The organism is Rhizobium mesoamericanum STM3625 (assembly GCF_000312665.1).
GTDB lineage: Bacteria > Pseudomonadota > Alphaproteobacteria > Rhizobiales > Rhizobiaceae > Rhizobium > Rhizobium mesoamericanum.
In genome coordinates this window covers 35504-50084 of record NZ_HF536774.1, presented here as the reverse complement: position 1 = coordinate 50084, position 14581 = coordinate 35504, and the positions used below count along the sequence as shown (strand labels likewise).

At 61.6% G+C, this 14581-nt stretch carries 13 protein-coding genes; 5 read left to right on the top strand and 8 right to left on the bottom strand.

Going from position 1 to position 14581, the window contains the following annotated elements; translation table 11 throughout:
- Window positions 1-9: 9 nt before the first annotated feature.
- From BN77_RS27780 to traA, 5 genes are all read right to left on the bottom strand, one after another.
- Entirely contained in the window at window positions 10-1203 is a 1194-nt protein-coding gene (locus tag BN77_RS27780; RefSeq protein ID WP_007538573.1) for an XRE family transcriptional regulator, read from the bottom strand.
- Between the two features lie 185 nt (window positions 1204-1388).
- Window positions 1389-2006, bottom strand: coding sequence for a TraH family protein (locus tag BN77_RS27775; protein WP_007538570.1), 618 nt, complete (start codon window positions 2004-2006; stop codon window positions 1389-1391).
- Window positions 2007-2022: 16 nt separating this feature from the next.
- A complete protein-coding gene (locus tag BN77_RS27770) occupies window positions 2023-3186 on the bottom strand; it encodes a conjugal transfer protein TraB (protein ID WP_007538567.1) in 1164 nt (387 codons plus the stop codon).
- The gene (gene traF, locus BN77_RS27765) at window positions 3176-3742 is read right to left on the bottom strand and encodes a conjugative transfer signal peptidase TraF (protein WP_051177298.1); all 567 of its coding nucleotides are present in this window, start codon (window positions 3740-3742) and stop codon (window positions 3176-3178) included. Before traF ends, BN77_RS27770 begins: the two co-directional genes overlap by 11 nt.
- Window positions 3739-7050 (bottom strand): Ti-type conjugative transfer relaxase TraA, encoded by a 3312-nt coding sequence (traA, locus tag BN77_RS27760; protein ID WP_007538564.1) that lies wholly within the window; start codon window positions 7048-7050, stop codon window positions 3739-3741. Before traA ends, traF begins: the two co-directional genes overlap by 4 nt.
- 255 nt (window positions 7051-7305) lie before the next feature.
- Here traA and traC point away from each other — a divergent pair, with 255 nt between their 5' ends.
- From traC to BN77_RS27735, 5 genes are all read left to right on the top strand, one after another.
- Window positions 7306-7602, top strand: a complete 297-nt coding sequence (gene traC / locus BN77_RS27755; RefSeq protein ID WP_007538562.1) for a conjugal transfer protein TraC — start codon at window positions 7306-7308, stop codon at window positions 7600-7602.
- Between the two features lie 4 nt (window positions 7603-7606).
- Window positions 7607-7822: a type IV conjugative transfer system coupling protein TraD gene (gene traD, locus BN77_RS27750; protein ID WP_007538560.1), complete on the top strand. Its 216-nt coding sequence runs from the start codon at window positions 7607-7609 to the stop codon at window positions 7820-7822.
- 31 nt (window positions 7823-7853) lie between these two features.
- Complete coding sequence (traG, locus tag BN77_RS27745) at window positions 7854-9728, top strand: Ti-type conjugative transfer system protein TraG (RefSeq protein ID WP_007538557.1); 1875 nt, start codon at window positions 7854-7856, stop codon at window positions 9726-9728.
- A gap of 442 nt (window positions 9729-10170) precedes the next feature.
- Window positions 10171-10614, top strand: coding sequence for a thermonuclease family protein (locus BN77_RS27740; RefSeq protein WP_007538552.1), 444 nt, complete (start codon window positions 10171-10173; stop codon window positions 10612-10614).
- Between the two features lie 201 nt (window positions 10615-10815).
- Entirely contained in the window at window positions 10816-11076 is a 261-nt protein-coding gene (locus BN77_RS27735) for a WGR domain-containing protein (protein ID WP_040678987.1), read from the top strand.
- 28 nt (window positions 11077-11104) lie between these two features.
- On the opposite strand, the gene BN77_RS34300 is transcribed toward BN77_RS27735, so the two are convergent.
- The 3 genes from BN77_RS34300 to BN77_RS27720 form a co-directional block, all read right to left on the bottom strand.
- Window positions 11105-11278, bottom strand: coding sequence for a hypothetical protein (locus tag BN77_RS34300; RefSeq protein ID WP_167540388.1), 174 nt, complete (start codon window positions 11276-11278; stop codon window positions 11105-11107).
- Window positions 11279-11578: 300 nt separating this feature from the next.
- Window positions 11579-12070, bottom strand: coding sequence for a hypothetical protein (locus BN77_RS27725; RefSeq protein WP_007538546.1), 492 nt, complete (start codon window positions 12068-12070; stop codon window positions 11579-11581).
- A 467-nt stretch (window positions 12071-12537) separates the two neighbouring features.
- On the bottom strand, window positions 12538-14581 hold a 2044-nt coding region (locus BN77_RS27720), incomplete at its 5' end, for a Tn3 family transposase (RefSeq protein WP_040678986.1).

Sequence of the window (14581 nt, the reverse complement as noted above, 5' to 3'; positions counted from 1 at the left end):
GACCTCTCCTTACGCCGCGCTATCGGTAAGGGAATAGACGATGCTGGCCTTGACCCCGAGGATGGCAGCCGCCTTGGAAGGTGACAACGCGCCCTCCGCCAGCATTCGCTTGGAGAGTTCGACGAGCCGATTGCCGAGCTTATGGCGCTTGACCGTATAGTAGCTAGGCCCACCCTCGTTTTCCCGGGCGCGATCACGTTGCGCCGCTCGGTTTTTCAGCCACTGTTGGCGAAACAGTGTCGTCACCGAAGCCCATGTTTCCTGGTCGATGATGCCTTCGCGATGGAGCTTATAGGCCACCATGGAGTGGCTGACCTGGCGAGCGTCAGCAATTGCGGAAATCCGCGCTATCACCTGCTCCTGCGACGCACCGATGAGCGAAGCCTCCTGGGCGATCTCTGCGCTGGGCAGCAGAATGCGCCCCGCGACATCGTTGCAGAACGTCTCGATCGCGCTCGCCGGCCGTCCGCCGCTGACCCCGGTCTGACCCAGCCAGATATGCGCAAGCTCGTGGAGAAGCGTGAACGACCACGCCTGCTCGCTGTCCTGATCGTTGATCACGACGAAAGGCGCGACGGGATCGGCGAAGGCGAAGCCCCTGAAGAGCTCGACATTCAACGTGCTGTGATGACTGCCAAGGTTGCCGATAAGCAGCACGAAAATGCCGGCCGCCTCGGCCCGTTCTCGGAGATAGGCGAAGCCTTTGGGTGTTCCCCGGCCGCTTCCATGCCGGAAAGTCTGCAGGTCGAAGGCAAGGCGCGTTCGAATGGCCGTTGCCAAAGCCTCGGCACCCCCGCTTTGGTCGAACGACCCGACGAAATCAAGCGAGGTTGCCTCGTCCTCGGTTTCGAGCACGGCCCTGACCATTTCCTGACGCGCGCGCACTTCACGAAGCAGCGTGTCGACCAATGCCGCATCGCGCTTTGCAAACTCCGCCGACAAGGTCCGAAAATCTTCGCCGCGCGCAGCCACGGACGGTGGCTCGGCCAAATAGAACGTCAACAGAGGCCTGCGATATTGCGCAGCCATTTTCAAAAGCATTTGCCGTGTCGGCTCGCCATTCCCGGCCTCGAGCATGGCCAGGCGATCGCTGCCCGCTACTCCGCGCGCATCGCCAAGTCCGACTTTCTCAGCGGCATCCTCGAGATTGAGCCCCGCGGTTTCGCGAGCCCAACGAAGGATCGATGGATTGACCTTAGGCACCGTTTTCCTCTGTTCGAAGCAGGCGATACTCGGATTGATATGATCATGCAATCGTTACGAAAGATATAGGAAGGGCCGAGCCGGTGGGCGAGCAAGAAGCATTTCCCCAGTCGCCTGCTCGCCTTCGATAGGCCCACGAGGCCGCGTATCGATCGCGTCTCATCGTTCTGGACAAGGCCGGGATGTTACTTTTGCCCACCAATCCGCGAAAGATCGATACGCATTCCCGCTTCGCCTACTTGCCTCTCATTTTGAGGTTCGGTCTCGGTCCGTGGCGAAGCGTCCTCGTCCACAGTATCGGTCTCCTTGCCGACGATTTGATCGCGCTGATTTGAGATAGCCCCGGCCGGGTCCTGCGCCTGGAAGACGCTCACTCCCTCGAACTCGCCGGTCTTCCAGGCATAGACGGCATCGTCGAAAATCTGCGGGAAGACATCGTCGCTCTTCGGATTGCCGTACCACTTCGCGACAATCCGCAAGACCTTGGCAAACATGGCCGTTCCCTTGCTGAGGTTTTCGCAAGGATCGACAAGATCGGGCTTCAGATCGGCGGCCTTCTTCACACCGATGCCCGCCGGAAACTGCGTCAGGCCGACGCGCACCACGGCCTGGCCGACATACTGCCGAATGATCGCCATCGCCTCATCCTGCGTTGTCGCCTTCGGAACGAGGATCAATCGGCCACCTGATTTGACGGTGACGGCCAGCGGATCATTCGTGCCGGCCGCGGTCACGAACTGCTCGACGATTGCGGGCTTCAAAGAGGGGTCGGCGCATTGTTGGATCAGGGCAGCGTCGAGCATACGGGCTCCTTGGAACTCAAGTGTTGAAGGAAAGAATGACGGGTTTGTCGAATAGGCGCGCCCAAGCTTGCGTGCTGGCGCGCTGGATAGCCACGATCGATGTCCCCTTGGTCCACCAGCCGTTGCCGACGGCAATGACGACGTCGGGATCGTGGACCATGGATTGGAGAATGGGCCAGACGATCAGTTGCTCGTAGCAAATCAGGGGTGCGGCGCGACTGTCGTCGACGGTCACGATGGGATTGGCGAAGAAGTGCGCTCGCGCGCCACCGCTCTCACCGAGCAAGGGACGCCAAGGTTGCCACATCGAGCCTGGCACCGGCATGCGCTCGCGATAAAGGAGCCGAGCCCCGTCGCCGGAGATGGCGATCAGAACATTGTCGTATCCGCCCGCATCGACAACGGCCGCGCCGGCGATAATGGTGGCATCAGTTCCCCGCAGAGCTCGCACCCAGAACCGTTCGACGGTCGGCGTCCAGAAGCCGAGCGCGCTTTCGGGAAGAACGATCGTGCGGACGCCGCCCGATGCCCGATCCGTCATCGTTGCAATCAGATCACGGTGGCGCTCGATGCTGGTGTCCCGCCCGAGCGATGCGCCCATTTCGAGGTCGACCCCCTGCCAGGATTTCGGTAGTTTCGGTTCGTCCCAGGTCGCGGCGGACCCAATCCAAAAGCCTGCCAGGACAATCGCGACAGCTGGCCACATGCGGGTTACGAGGCCCATGAGGCCGGCTGTCGCCGCAGCCAGTCCCCACCATCCCCATCCTGGAAACAGCACGCCCGCAGCAGTGATTGGATGAGCCCAGCCGGTGATGCCGAATGGCGGAATGGCCATCAGGACCGCTGCCAGCAGATAGTGGCACGGACGGGCGCCCTTCCTCTTCGTCCAGAGGACGGTATGCACGATGACGAAGCCGGTGGACGCAGAGAGCCAGAGCAATAATCCAGGCCAAAGGTCCGAGGAATAGTAGGTCGCGACGCCCTGCGGCAATCCCCGGGATGCGGCCAGGAAATAGCCGGCCGAGACAGCCGCGGCCGTCCGCCTCGTTCGCGCAAGCGCCCAGAGAACCGGAAACGCGAACGCGACCGGGAGAAGCAGGACATAGCCACTCCATCCCAGCGTCCCGGCGACGATTGAAACGGCAATCAATGTGGTCGGTTGAAGGTGCTCACGGCGCATAGGTGAGCACCGGTTGCGCCATGCCGAGGATCCCGGAGGCGGGCAGAGGACCGAAATAACGGGAGTCATAGGAGCTCCTGAAGGGTGAATGGAGAAAGACGCTTTCGTCAGGCACGACGCCGCCTGAAAACGGTGTCATCGGCCGGCCATTGCCGTCCCGCTCTGCCAGATCGGAAAATGGGATCGGGCGCCCATCGATCGTCACGCCGGCGCCGATTTCGACATGCTGCCCGGCGACTCCGACGACGGTCTTGATGAGCGGCGCGACGCCGCCCGGGCAGGTGCCGGAGCGGAGATAGCCGCGCTGTCTTGCCTCCCGCATAACTGTCGTTTGCGGCGGACAAATGAAGACAAGGTCTCCAGGGGCCACCGGGCGATCGGGTGTCAAGATACGCCACAGTCCGAGAGGTTCGCTCGGTGTCAGGTTGATGCGAAAACCGCCGACGATTGCCGTAGCAACACCGGTGCCAACGATGGACGTCACCAAGGACAAGAGCACGATTGCGTTCGTCCTCTGCGTGCGTCGCGTCCCAAACGCAGAAACGTGTGTCTTCATTTGAGCGACAGCCCCTGGCTCTTCGTCTGGCGAAGCGTCTCTGCCTGTTTCAGCGCCTCGGTCGTGCGCTCATGTGCGGCCAGTTGCTGCACCGTCCGCATCGAATTCCACGCCCCTTGAACCTCGGCCTTCTGTCCGGCTGTCATTGCCGACGTGACGGCGTTGAAGGTCTGTCCGTTGGGGTCCTTGGCCGCAAGCGACAGGAAGGTTCGCTCGCCGAACCGCTCGGATACCGCCTTGGCAAAACCCTCCAGTTCCGCCTTCACCATTTTGTCGGCGAGCGCATATTCGAGGCCGGCGGGCAGGTCGTTCCGGTCGATCGCATCGCGAACGCGTTCCAATGTTTGTTTTGCGTTTGGAGAGAGTGCGGGAATATCGATCGAGACCTTCAGCCGGACGGCGCGCTCTTCGACCTCGAACTTACGTTCCGCCTCTGCCCGCTGGCGCAGATACCGCTCCAAATTACGGGCCAGCGCCGGCGCATTCGTTTGTGCCTTTTCTCGCTCCTGCCTGTCGGCGCGGCTGGCGAGGATTCCGGTTTTGCCCTTCAGCGCACCGAAGTGTTCAGGGTTCGATCCGATCGTCGCCAGCGCGGATTTCTGAGCGGCCTCGTCCTTCAGCATCGCGTCGACATTGACTGCCTTGAACGCGCTTTCCGGCTGGGCATAGACGAGATGGAAGCGGGTCGAGACCTCCTCCCACTGCTTCTTCAATCCTGGATCGGCGGCAACCTTGTCCTCGATCGCCTGATCGACCGATTTGGCGAAGGTTGTGATGCCCGAGACCATCGGCTTTGCCTCCTTGGTGCTGGGTTGGGTTGGGGACTGCGCGGCGCCGCGGACGAGCCGGAGCCTGCCGGCAACAGCGGCAAGGCGGACACCGAGATTGGCAAGTTTTTGCTTCTGACTGACGAGCCATTCCATCCGGTCGCGAACCAGGGTCCGGGCGACGTTGACGAGATTGAGACCGCGCGTTTCGGCAAAGCGAAGCGCCTCGCGGTAGAAGGCACTCTTCTCGTAATCGAGCGTCGTTTCCTTCGCGTCCCTCCGCGACAGGATCGGGATCAACCCGCCGTTCTTCGCGAAGGATCTGCGCCCGTAATAGACGGCCAGGTCCTCACGATGACGGGTCATGGCGACATAGGTGAGATGGCGGTCAAGCGAAAGGGAAGCGAGCACCTTGACCTTGTCGACCGTCGCGCCCTGGCTCTTGTGGATGGTCGTGGCATAGCCATGATCGAGGTTGTTGTAGAAGCGCTGTTCGACCAGCACGTGGCGGGCATTCTCCCCATCGCCGATCCGCGCGGTGATGTGTCCCGGCCCCACTCCCACGACCTTGGCCAGCATACCGTTCTTGACGCCCAGTGATCCCTCGTTCTTGAGGAATACGATCTGGTCGCCGACGGCAAAGTTGCGTTCGCCATCGGCGGTCTTGAACATGGTTCCCTCATCGAGAACCCCGCGTTCGATGAGTTTGATACGCGCCATCTGGTTGAGCATGCGCACGTCCCGGCGCAGATGAGCGAGGATCAGCGAGGTCTTCGCGGGATCGTAATCGCGGTCCCAGGCGGTGATCAGCTTGTCGACCGCCTCGGCCTTGAGATCCCATCCGATCACCTTGCCATTGGCGCGGTAAGCATCGACCGCCTTGCCGACATTGCCGCGAGCAAGGTCGAGCGAGGCGTCACGCATCCATTGCTCGCGCTGGCGATAGATGGTTTCGAGTTCGGCATAGCCGATGCGATCGGCGATGGCGCGGAAGGCGGCACCGGCTTCGATCGGTTGAAGCTGTTCGGGATCGCCGACGAGAACGAGCTTGGCGCCGGCTTTCGTCACGGCTTCGACGAACAGCGCCATCTGCCTAGATGATACCATGCCGGCCTCGTCGAGAACGAACACAGTCTTGCCGTCGACCTGATCTCGGCCTTGGTTCCAGCGAAGCTCCCACGACGCAAGTGTGCGAGAGATGATGCCCGCTTCCTTCTCCAGGCCCTCGGCCGCCTTGCCGGCGAGCGCGCCTCCGACAACACGATAGCCTGCCGCTTCCCAGGCCTCACGCGCCGCCTTCATCATCGTCGTCTTGCCGGCGCCGGCGCGGCCGATCACGGCAGTGATCCGCTCCGGTCCCGCCACATGTTCGATCGCGGTTTTCTGCTCGCCCGACAGACGCTCGTGACGCGCAAATGTCGCCGCCAGCACTGCGTCGCGAAGGCCATGAGAAGAGCGCTGGGACAGCCAGACGGCGCGATTGGCCATCTCGGCTTCGAGCCGGATCATGTCGCGCGTCGTGTACTTGGCAGGCATTCGGATGCCGCTGGCAAGGTCGACCCGCTCGCGCTCGATGCGGAACGTGTCGGGGTGCAGAATGATCCGGACCATGAGGCTTCGGAACAGATCCGCGTCATCGACGTAGCGGTGCAGGATCTTCGCCACGTCGCGCTCGTCGAACACGCTCTTCTCGCGCATGATCAAGGCGAGGACCAGTTCAGGATTTCGGTCGATCCGTTTCGCGTTCTCGGCCCTGCGAGCGTCCTGCAGTTCGAGGCGCTCGAGGTCCAACGGCTTGGAGGCTCCATCGGCTTTGCGCTCGATCGCCTTGGTGCCGACGCCGAGATGGATGGTCGGTTCGAGATCAATCCCTTGCTTTTCAAAGGAACGGCCATCGACGCGAATGTCGAGACCGGCGAGCGCCAGATGCCTGTTCTGGCAGGCAAACCAGCCATCACGAAACGCGTTGAAATCGTCGATGCTCCCGGCCCAGAGTTCATAAACGATCTTGCCGGCGTCGTTGCGGATCGGATTGCCGTCCGGTCCTGTCACCGCAATCTTCTTGGCGCCGAAACCGTCCGCGGTCAGCGGACGCAAGGTGGTCATGAGATGCACATGCGGATTGCCGGGAGCGTCGTGATAGACCCAGTCCGCCACCATGCCCTTCGTCGTGATGTGCTGCTCGACGAAATCCCGCACCAGCGCAATATTCTGCTCGGGCGTCAACTCGATCGGCAGGGCGATCGTCACATCCTTTGCGAGTTGCGCATCGGCTCGCTTCTCGAACGCTTCGACCTTGTTCCAAAAAGCCTCGGAGGCATCGGACACCGACCGGTCTGATATCATCGCGCGCAGCCAGTCCGGCGCATCGGCGGGAACGACGAACTCCTCGTGAAGCAAGCCCTGCTTGCGCGTGTAATCGATCGTCCGCGCCTCCCGTTCGTATTCCATCTTGGCGCAGTGCCGGTAGGCCGCCGACAGCACGGCGCTGCGGCCGGAGCCGCGGGCAACAACGCTGACGGAGAAATGAGGGACGGCCACGGCGAAATTCTTTCCCGGTTGCAAACGATATCAATGGTTTCGGTCCAAGAGCCCAGGCCCCGCCAGGGCCCTCAAGCAGGGCGTCGCGACAGCGACGTATAATTGCGCCCTTGGAAGCCGTCCTTCGAACGGCCGGGATCATTCACCAAAGCATCGCCGCTGGCGATTGCATGATCCGCCTAGTGCGTTTCGCACGTCGATCGGGAAGACTGGCCCTCGCAAGACGCGCTTTCTCACCCAGGAGACATTAGCCAAATGAAGAAGCCATCCTCGAAAATCCGCGACGAAATCGCCAGGCTCCAGGAGCAGCTCAAGGCAGCCGAGACCCGGGAGGCCGAGCGCATCGGCCGGATCGCGCTCAAGGCGGGTCTCGGCGAGATCGAAGTCGATGAGGCAGAGCTGCTGGCAGGCTTCGAGGAACTGGCGAAGCGGTTTCGCGGAGGAAAGGGCGGTTCGAACGGAGGGAAAAGGGCAGGTGCCGCCGGAGAGGCCAGTACGTCCCCGGCGCAGAACCCACCTGGCGCGCCTGCGGGCGGGACTGCTGAGGCTTGAGCGGATGGCGCGTACGGTAACTTCCGACGCCCGCAAAAAGGACACGCGGGAAAAGATCGAGCTAGGCGGCCTCATCGTCAAGGCGGGGCTTCGCTACGAGAAGCGGGCGCTGCTGCTCGGACTTCTCATCGATGCCGCCCAGCGTCTGAAGGGCGATCAGCAGGAGCGCACTCGCCTCACCGCGATCGGTGCTGCGGCGTTTGGAGAGAGCGGTGACTAGGCTCCTCCTCCTCGTTGCACCCTGCGCATTGATGATGCTGACGGTGAGCGGCCTGGCGGGGGTCGAACACTGGCTGTCCGCCTTCGGCAAGAGTGACGCCGCAAGACAGATGCTGGGCCGGGCGGGCATCGCTCTACCCTATGCCGTCGCGTCCTTCGTCGGCATCGTTTTCCTGTTTGCGAGCGCCGGCTCGGCAAGGATCAGTTCAGCCGGTTGGGGCGTCTTCACTGGCGGGGCAGCAACGCTCTTCGTTGCGACCCTGCGTGAGGTGATGCGCCTCTCCGCGTTTCGAGGCGAGGTGCCAGCCGGCAAGTCGATCCTCAATTATGCCGATCCTGCGACGGCGATCGGCGCAGCGGCGCTACTGATGTCTGCGCTGTTCGGTCTGCGGGTGGCGGTCGCCGGCAATGCCGCCTTTGCCAAGGCCGAGCCGAAACGCATCTCCGGCAAGCGGGCGCTGCATGGCGAGGCCGACTGGATGAAACTGTCGCAAGCCGAAAAGCTGTTTCCCGAAGACGGCGGCATCGTCGTTGGCGAGCGTTACAGGGTCGACCGGGACAGTACCGCTGCACACTCGTTTCGCGCCGACAGCGCCGAGACGTGGGGAGCGGGCGGCAAGTCGCCGCTCTTGTGCTTCGACGGCTCGTTCGGGTCTTCGCATGGCATCGTCTTTGCCGGCTCCGGCGGTTTCAAGACGACGTCGGTCACGATCCCGACGGCGCTCAAATGGGGCGGCGCGCTCGTCGTCCTCGATCCATCGAACGAGGTTGCCCCAATGGTGTCGAAGCACCGCAGCGATGCCGACCGAGATGTCTTCATCCTCGATCCGAAACACTCGGAGATCGGCTTCAACGCGCTCGATTGGATCGGCCGGTTCGGCGGGACGAAAGAGGAGGATATCGCCGCTGTCGCCTCATGGATCATGAGCGACAGCGGCGGCACACGTGGAGTTCGCGACGACTTCTTCCGCGCCTCGGCCTTACAACTGCTGACAGCGCTCATCGCCGACGTCTGCCTCTCCGGCCATACCGGCGAAAGCGACCAGACGCTTCGGCAGGTGCGCAAAAATCTCTCCGAGCCGGAGCCGAAACTGCGCGAGCGCCTGCAATCGATCTACGACAATTCGGACTCGGATTTCGTCAAAGAGAACGTGGCAGCCTTCGTCAACATGACGCCGGAGACCTTCTCCGGCGTCTACGCCAATGCGGTCAAGGAGACGCACTGGCTATCCTATCCCAACTACGCCGCCCTGGTCTCGGGCTCAAGCTTCACGACGAAGGATCTCGGCGAGGGAAAGACCGACATTTTCATCAACGTCGATCTCAAGACGCTCGAGACGCATTCGGGCCTGGCGCGCGTGATCATCGGCTCGTTCCTGAACGCAATCTACAACCGCAATGGCGAGATGCAGGGGAGGGCGCTCTTCCTTCTCGATGAGGTGGCGCGCCTCGGTTACATGCGGATTGTGGAGACGGCCCGCGACGCCGGTCGAAAGTACGGCATCACGCTTGTCATGATCTACCAGTCGATCGGCCAGATGCGCGAGACCTATGGCGGCCGCGACGCCGCAAGCAAATGGTTCGAAAGCGCGAGCTGGATATCGTTCGCTGCGATCAACGATCCGGAAACCGCCGACTACATCTCGCGCCGCTGCGGCATGACGACGGTCGAGATCGACCAGGTCAGCCGCAGTTCCCAGGCGAGAGGTTCGACGCGCACGCGATCGAAGCAGCTGGCCGCGCGACCGCTGATACAGTCGCATGAAGTGCTGCGCATGCGCGCCGACGAGCAGATCGTGTTCACGGCCGGCAACCCGCCGCTCAGGTGCGGCCGCGCGATCTGGTTCCGGCGTGACGACATGAAGGCGTGCGTCGACCCGAACAGGTTTTCGCGAGCCGACAAGTAGTCGTCGACCTCTTCGATCGGTCGGCGCGCAGCGCAGCGAGCAAGGCCGATCGAGGACAATGAAGAGTATCGGAGAAATCAGCATAGCGGCCGCACGAAAGGGCGGTATTTCGGGAATTCTCGTCGTGCGGGAAGCGGGAGAGAGCACAGCCGCAGGAGCCTCAACATCGTGGCCCGAAGGGGAGGCGGGACCGACTGCGCCCCGCTTGCGCACACCATCTTACCGGCCCGGCCGAAGGTCGAGACCATAAACGCGGATGTAACCGGGGCCGGGATAGGTTGAGCTCAACAGAAAGGACGGGCAAGTGGCAAAATCGAGCGTGGTTCCGTTCAGAAGACCGCGGAAGAAAGGTGGCCGGGATGATCGACATCGGCAGCAGGGAAAGTCGCCGCGATCCGGACGGAGCATCTCTCGCGGATCGATAACGGCGCTCCTTGCTGCCATGATCGTTGCTGCGGGAAGCTGGCTTGTCTTCGGCGCCGCGGGCAATCTTCCCGGACTGCCGATCTTGGCCAAGACACCGACATCAGACTCGCTATCGGCCTCGTTTTCATTCTGCGGCGAAAGCACGCGAATGAACTGCGTCGTCGATGGCGATACGTTCTGGTTCAGGGGTGAGAAAATCCGCATCGCGGATATCGACACGCCGGAGCTCAGCCCACCGCGCTGCGAGGCGGAACGGATCAAAGGCGAGGCGGCGAAAGCACGCCTGCTCACTCTGCTGAATGCAGGCAACTTCTCACTTGCCGCCGGCTGGCGCGACGAAGACAAGTATGGGCGCAAGCTTCGGACCCTATCACGATCGGGACAATCGCTCGGCAACACTCTTGTCGAGGAGGGCCTCGCCAGGCGCTGGGATGGCGCAAGGCATGGATGGTGTGGCTGAATGCCGCGAGAGGATCGTCACCCCTTGGGGCGGAGACCATCTGTGGGCTCCGTGAGCGGCGCGAATAGAGCCGTGCGCCACCGGCGTCTCGCCCAAGCCCCTAGCGATCTTTGGCCTGTTATCACGAATATGAATCGATCCTCCCTGACCGATTCATAACTGTCGTTGGACGCGATTCCGGCGATCGGCGATTCTTGCGTCATGATCGCGCAGCCCTACCATCTATATGTCGAACGCACGGACGCCGCAAAGAACATGGCGCGCTACTATGCAATGTCGATCGAGCCGAACCTCTTTGGCGATATTTGCCTGCTCAGGAAGTGGGGCCGAATTGGCGCCAGAGGCCAGATGATGGTCCATCATTTCGGACGGGAAGAGGAAGCCGTCCAACTGTTCCTCGATCTGCTTCGACAAAAGCGCAAACGCGGCTATCGTCCACGCGCCTCGGTGCCGCCACAATAAGGGCCCGACCAAGCGGGCCTGCGGGGGCTCATCGGCGCCGGTTCCAATCGGTCTCGAACGAGACCTCGATCTCGACGAAGAGTGGGATCTTCACGGCAATTTTCAGGGCGAGCTTTCCCTTGCGGAAAAAGTGGCTGATCACCTTGTTGAGGGCGCCGAGCCGGCGGCCGGTGGCGGCGAGAAATTGAGCGAGCTGTTGCATGTGGATCTCCTTGTCGATTGCGTTATCGCGGGGATCGAAAGCAGACCGGAAAGGAGAGATGCACCTGGCAAGGCCGGAACGGATGTGGAGGACCTGGCGATGGCTGAATTTTGATCCCGCGAGGAGCCGGAGAAAGCGGCGGGGAAAATTACGGCGGCGCCAGGTTGCGTCCCGACGAACGGGCTGCAACATCCCGATTAGAGATAACGCCCTGCCGACAAGGAGCATCTGCAATTGATCGGTTTCGCCGCAATCGCAAGCTCCCGGCCCCGCATTTGAGAAGATCGGCCAAGGAGGCGCTCAGGCGCCACCTCCTCTCGTGTAGACCACACGCACCGCCTGAATGGAGATGCCTGTTTCCTGGCGGATATCTCTGATGATGGACGCCAGCGAGCCGAGTTCAATGTCGCTCAACGCGACTAGCTCCGGATAGTCGATCTCGATGCCGTCGCAGTCCGCCGACAAGGCGTTGATCCATTCGCCGCCGTTGATACGGTATTCGTGCGTGTCGAAATCGATGTCGAGCTCATCCAGCAGATTGACGGCGAAGCGCCCGAAGATGTCGATCTCACCGTCCAGCCGGTACGCGACATATTCGTCGTCGCCGGCAAGAACGCTCCGCTCCAGTCCCATGATGGCCCTGACGCGTTGGCTTGCCGCCTCCAGGCCCTCAACCAGGCGATCGTGAAGCTCTCGGGAGAAATCGCTGTCGCAGTCGAGGCGATTGGCGAGAACAAAGAGCCGGAAGCCGGCAAGCTTGGTGTAGAGCGCAAGGTTTTGATCGGTTGTCATTGTGTGATCTCCTTCGTTGATGACAGAGATCGGCCACTCCGTGGCAAAGAGGGGTCAAGGACCGCGGCACGCGGCTCGCAAGCGGGGGAGCCGATTTTTCCAAAGCGCAGTGGCGGAAAAATTGGGGAGACCGCGCCGTCCTTGACGCCGGATTTGCTGGAGTAAAATTGGACGTCAGAGAGAGAAGAGACCCGCGGCCCTAGAAGGGGCGCGACCGTATCCGGCGCGAGCCGGCGGGAGTGTCGAGGGATGAAATCCCTGACAGCCGCGAGGCCGGTCGATCCGGCGGACCGGCTCATGATCGAGCAGAAGAAATGCCGCCTCAGAAAGGCGGCTCGGCTTCGATGATGCCGTCCTGTTCGGCAAGCGCCACGGCCAGATCGGCCTGGGCGAGCTGAAGCTCCGCTTCGAGGGGCCAGAACAAGAGCAGTGCGGAATCGTACGCTAAGGGCGAACGGAATGAGAACTTAAGCGACCCACCGCAGCCCGGCTGGCAGACGGAGCGGTCGAAATCCGTTGGGCATCTGATGTTCGGCATCCCAGGTGTAGATGCCGGTAAGGTTGATATGCTCCCAACTGAGCGGCGAGATATGCTTCAACAGAGTATCAGGAATATCTCGACCCGCTCGCTTCAGCTGTGTGATTGCACGGTCGAGATAGACTGTATTCCAGTGGACGATCGCACTGACGACGAGGTTGAGACCAGAGGCGCGGAACGCTTGGCTCTCGAACGATCGATCGCGGATCTCGCCTCGCTCGTGGAAGAACACAGCGCGTTTCAGCTTATGGGCGGCCTCGCCCTTGTTGAGACCGGCTTGGCATCTCCGCCGGAGTGCCGGACTTGAGTACCATTCGATCATGAATAGCGATCTTTCGATACGGCCGAGTTCGCGGAGTGCCGTCGCGAGATGGCTTTGCTTCGGAGATGCGGACAGTTTCTTGAGGATCGTAGACGGCACCACGGACCGCGTCGTGATCGACGTCGCGAGATGGAGCAGATCGTCCCAATGATCGAGGATCAGACTGGCATTGATCGGCGCCCCGATGTGGTTCGACAGCGCCGGATATGCATCGCTTTTCTCGAACGTGTGGAACTTCCGGTCTTTGAGATTGCGCAGTCGCGGTGAGAACCGCTTTCCGATCAAGGCGAACAGCCCGAAGATATGATCATTCGCACCGCCGGTGTCAGTAAAGTGTTCCTGGATGTCGAGGACCGTGTCCTGATCGAAGAGCCCATCGAGCACATAGGCCGCCTCGCTCTCGGTCGGACTGATGGGCAAAATGCTGAAGTAGCCGTATTGATCTGACAGATGGCTATAAAATTTTGATCCGGGCTCGCTGCCGTAATGCAAGTTGATTTCGCCGCGCTTTGCAGCTCGGTCGCTCGCACGGAAGAATTGGCCATCGGACGATGACGTTGTGCCATTGCCCCAAAGACGGGAATACGGATGCTGGGTGTGGGCATCGGTGATGCACGCTTGCGCTGCGCGGTAGGTTTCCGATCGAGCGTGGAATGTGCGCATCCAGCCTATCTGGTGGGCGCTGATCCCCTTGGATGCGCCCGCCATTCGCTTCGGACCGAGGTTCGTCGCATCGGCGAGTACACCAGCGAGCATGGCAGAGACATTTTTCGGGACGTCGCCGGTGCGAACATGCGTGAAGTGATCCGTAAAGCCGGTCCATTCATGCACCTCCCTTAACAGGTCCGGAACCTCGACCAACGGATACATGTCGCTGATCTCGGCATTCAGTCCCTCGGCTGCCAAGGGGACTTCGCCGACGGTTGGTGTGACGATCAACGTTCCGGCCTCAAGGCGAACTCCTTCGAGCTTTCCAGATCGTGCTCTGTGCGCCAGACGCGTCAGGTTGAAGTCGAGCATCTGACGCGCTTCGGTAAGCCACTGCGCGCCGTCGCCCTGGACCCCCAAACCGAGACGATCTTCTTCCTTCATCGTGATGAATATCGACCGCGGCATCAGATGCTCGTCAATCGGCCGGAAAGATCGGCTGCCGTCGACCCAGATCTCCGCAGATCTAAGGCGGTCTCGCAAAGCAGCGAGCGTCGCGATCTCGTAGAGACGGCGATCGGGTTTTTCCTGTTCGAAGATGAGCCGTCGATCAGTTTGGCTGAGGTGGGTGAGCGGCACGCGATCCGGGAGTGTCCGCCGCTTCTCGACATAAAGCCGTTTCAGCAGCGCAATTGCCGCCAGAAGCGGATCGTGGCGATGCGCCGAGCGGAACGTGAAAGCCAGAAGGAACGCACCAGCGTATTTGTGGACGGTCGCGTATTGCTCGGCTGCCACGGTCAACGGCGGTGCCTCGTTGTCGTCGACCATCGACTCGAGCTCAGGCTTCATCCGAAGCAGGCGGTCCCAGCCGACTCTTTGGTCGAGAACATCCAATGCGTTCCGACCATAGTCGTTGGCGGATTGCAGTGCGGTGATCGTATCTAGAAACATGCGCAGCGCTTTGGCGGTGTTCGCTCTGCGGTCCATCTGCCGCTGCTTCTTT

Excerpts from the sequence above, each read along its gene's own strand:
- BN77_RS27775 (WP_007538570.1), bottom strand. The coding sequence starts at position 2,006 with ATGCTCGACGCTGCCCTGATCCAACAATGCGCCGACCCCTCTTTGAAG.
- BN77_RS27770 (WP_007538567.1), bottom strand. The coding sequence starts at position 3,186 with ATGCGCCGTGAGCACCTTCAACCGACCACATTGATTGCCGTTTCAATC.
- traF (WP_051177298.1), bottom strand. The coding sequence starts at position 3,742 with ATGAAGACACACGTTTCTGCGTTTGGGACGCGACGCACGCAGAGGACG.
- traC (WP_007538562.1), top strand. The coding sequence starts at position 7,306 with ATGAAGAAGCCATCCTCGAAAATCCGCGACGAAATCGCCAGGCTCCAG.
- traD (WP_007538560.1), top strand. The coding sequence starts at position 7,607 with ATGGCGCGTACGGTAACTTCCGACGCCCGCAAAAAGGACACGCGGGAA.
- traG (WP_007538557.1), top strand. The coding sequence starts at position 7,854 with ATGATGCTGACGGTGAGCGGCCTGGCGGGGGTCGAACACTGGCTGTCC.
- BN77_RS27740 (WP_007538552.1), top strand. The coding sequence starts at position 10,171 with ATGATCGTTGCTGCGGGAAGCTGGCTTGTCTTCGGCGCCGCGGGCAAT.
- BN77_RS27735 (WP_040678987.1), top strand. The coding sequence starts at position 10,816 with ATGATCGCGCAGCCCTACCATCTATATGTCGAACGCACGGACGCCGCA.
- BN77_RS34300 (WP_167540388.1), bottom strand. The coding sequence starts at position 11,278 with ATGCAACAGCTCGCTCAATTTCTCGCCGCCACCGGCCGCCGGCTCGGC.
- BN77_RS27725 (WP_007538546.1), bottom strand. The coding sequence starts at position 12,070 with ATGACAACCGATCAAAACCTTGCGCTCTACACCAAGCTTGCCGGCTTC.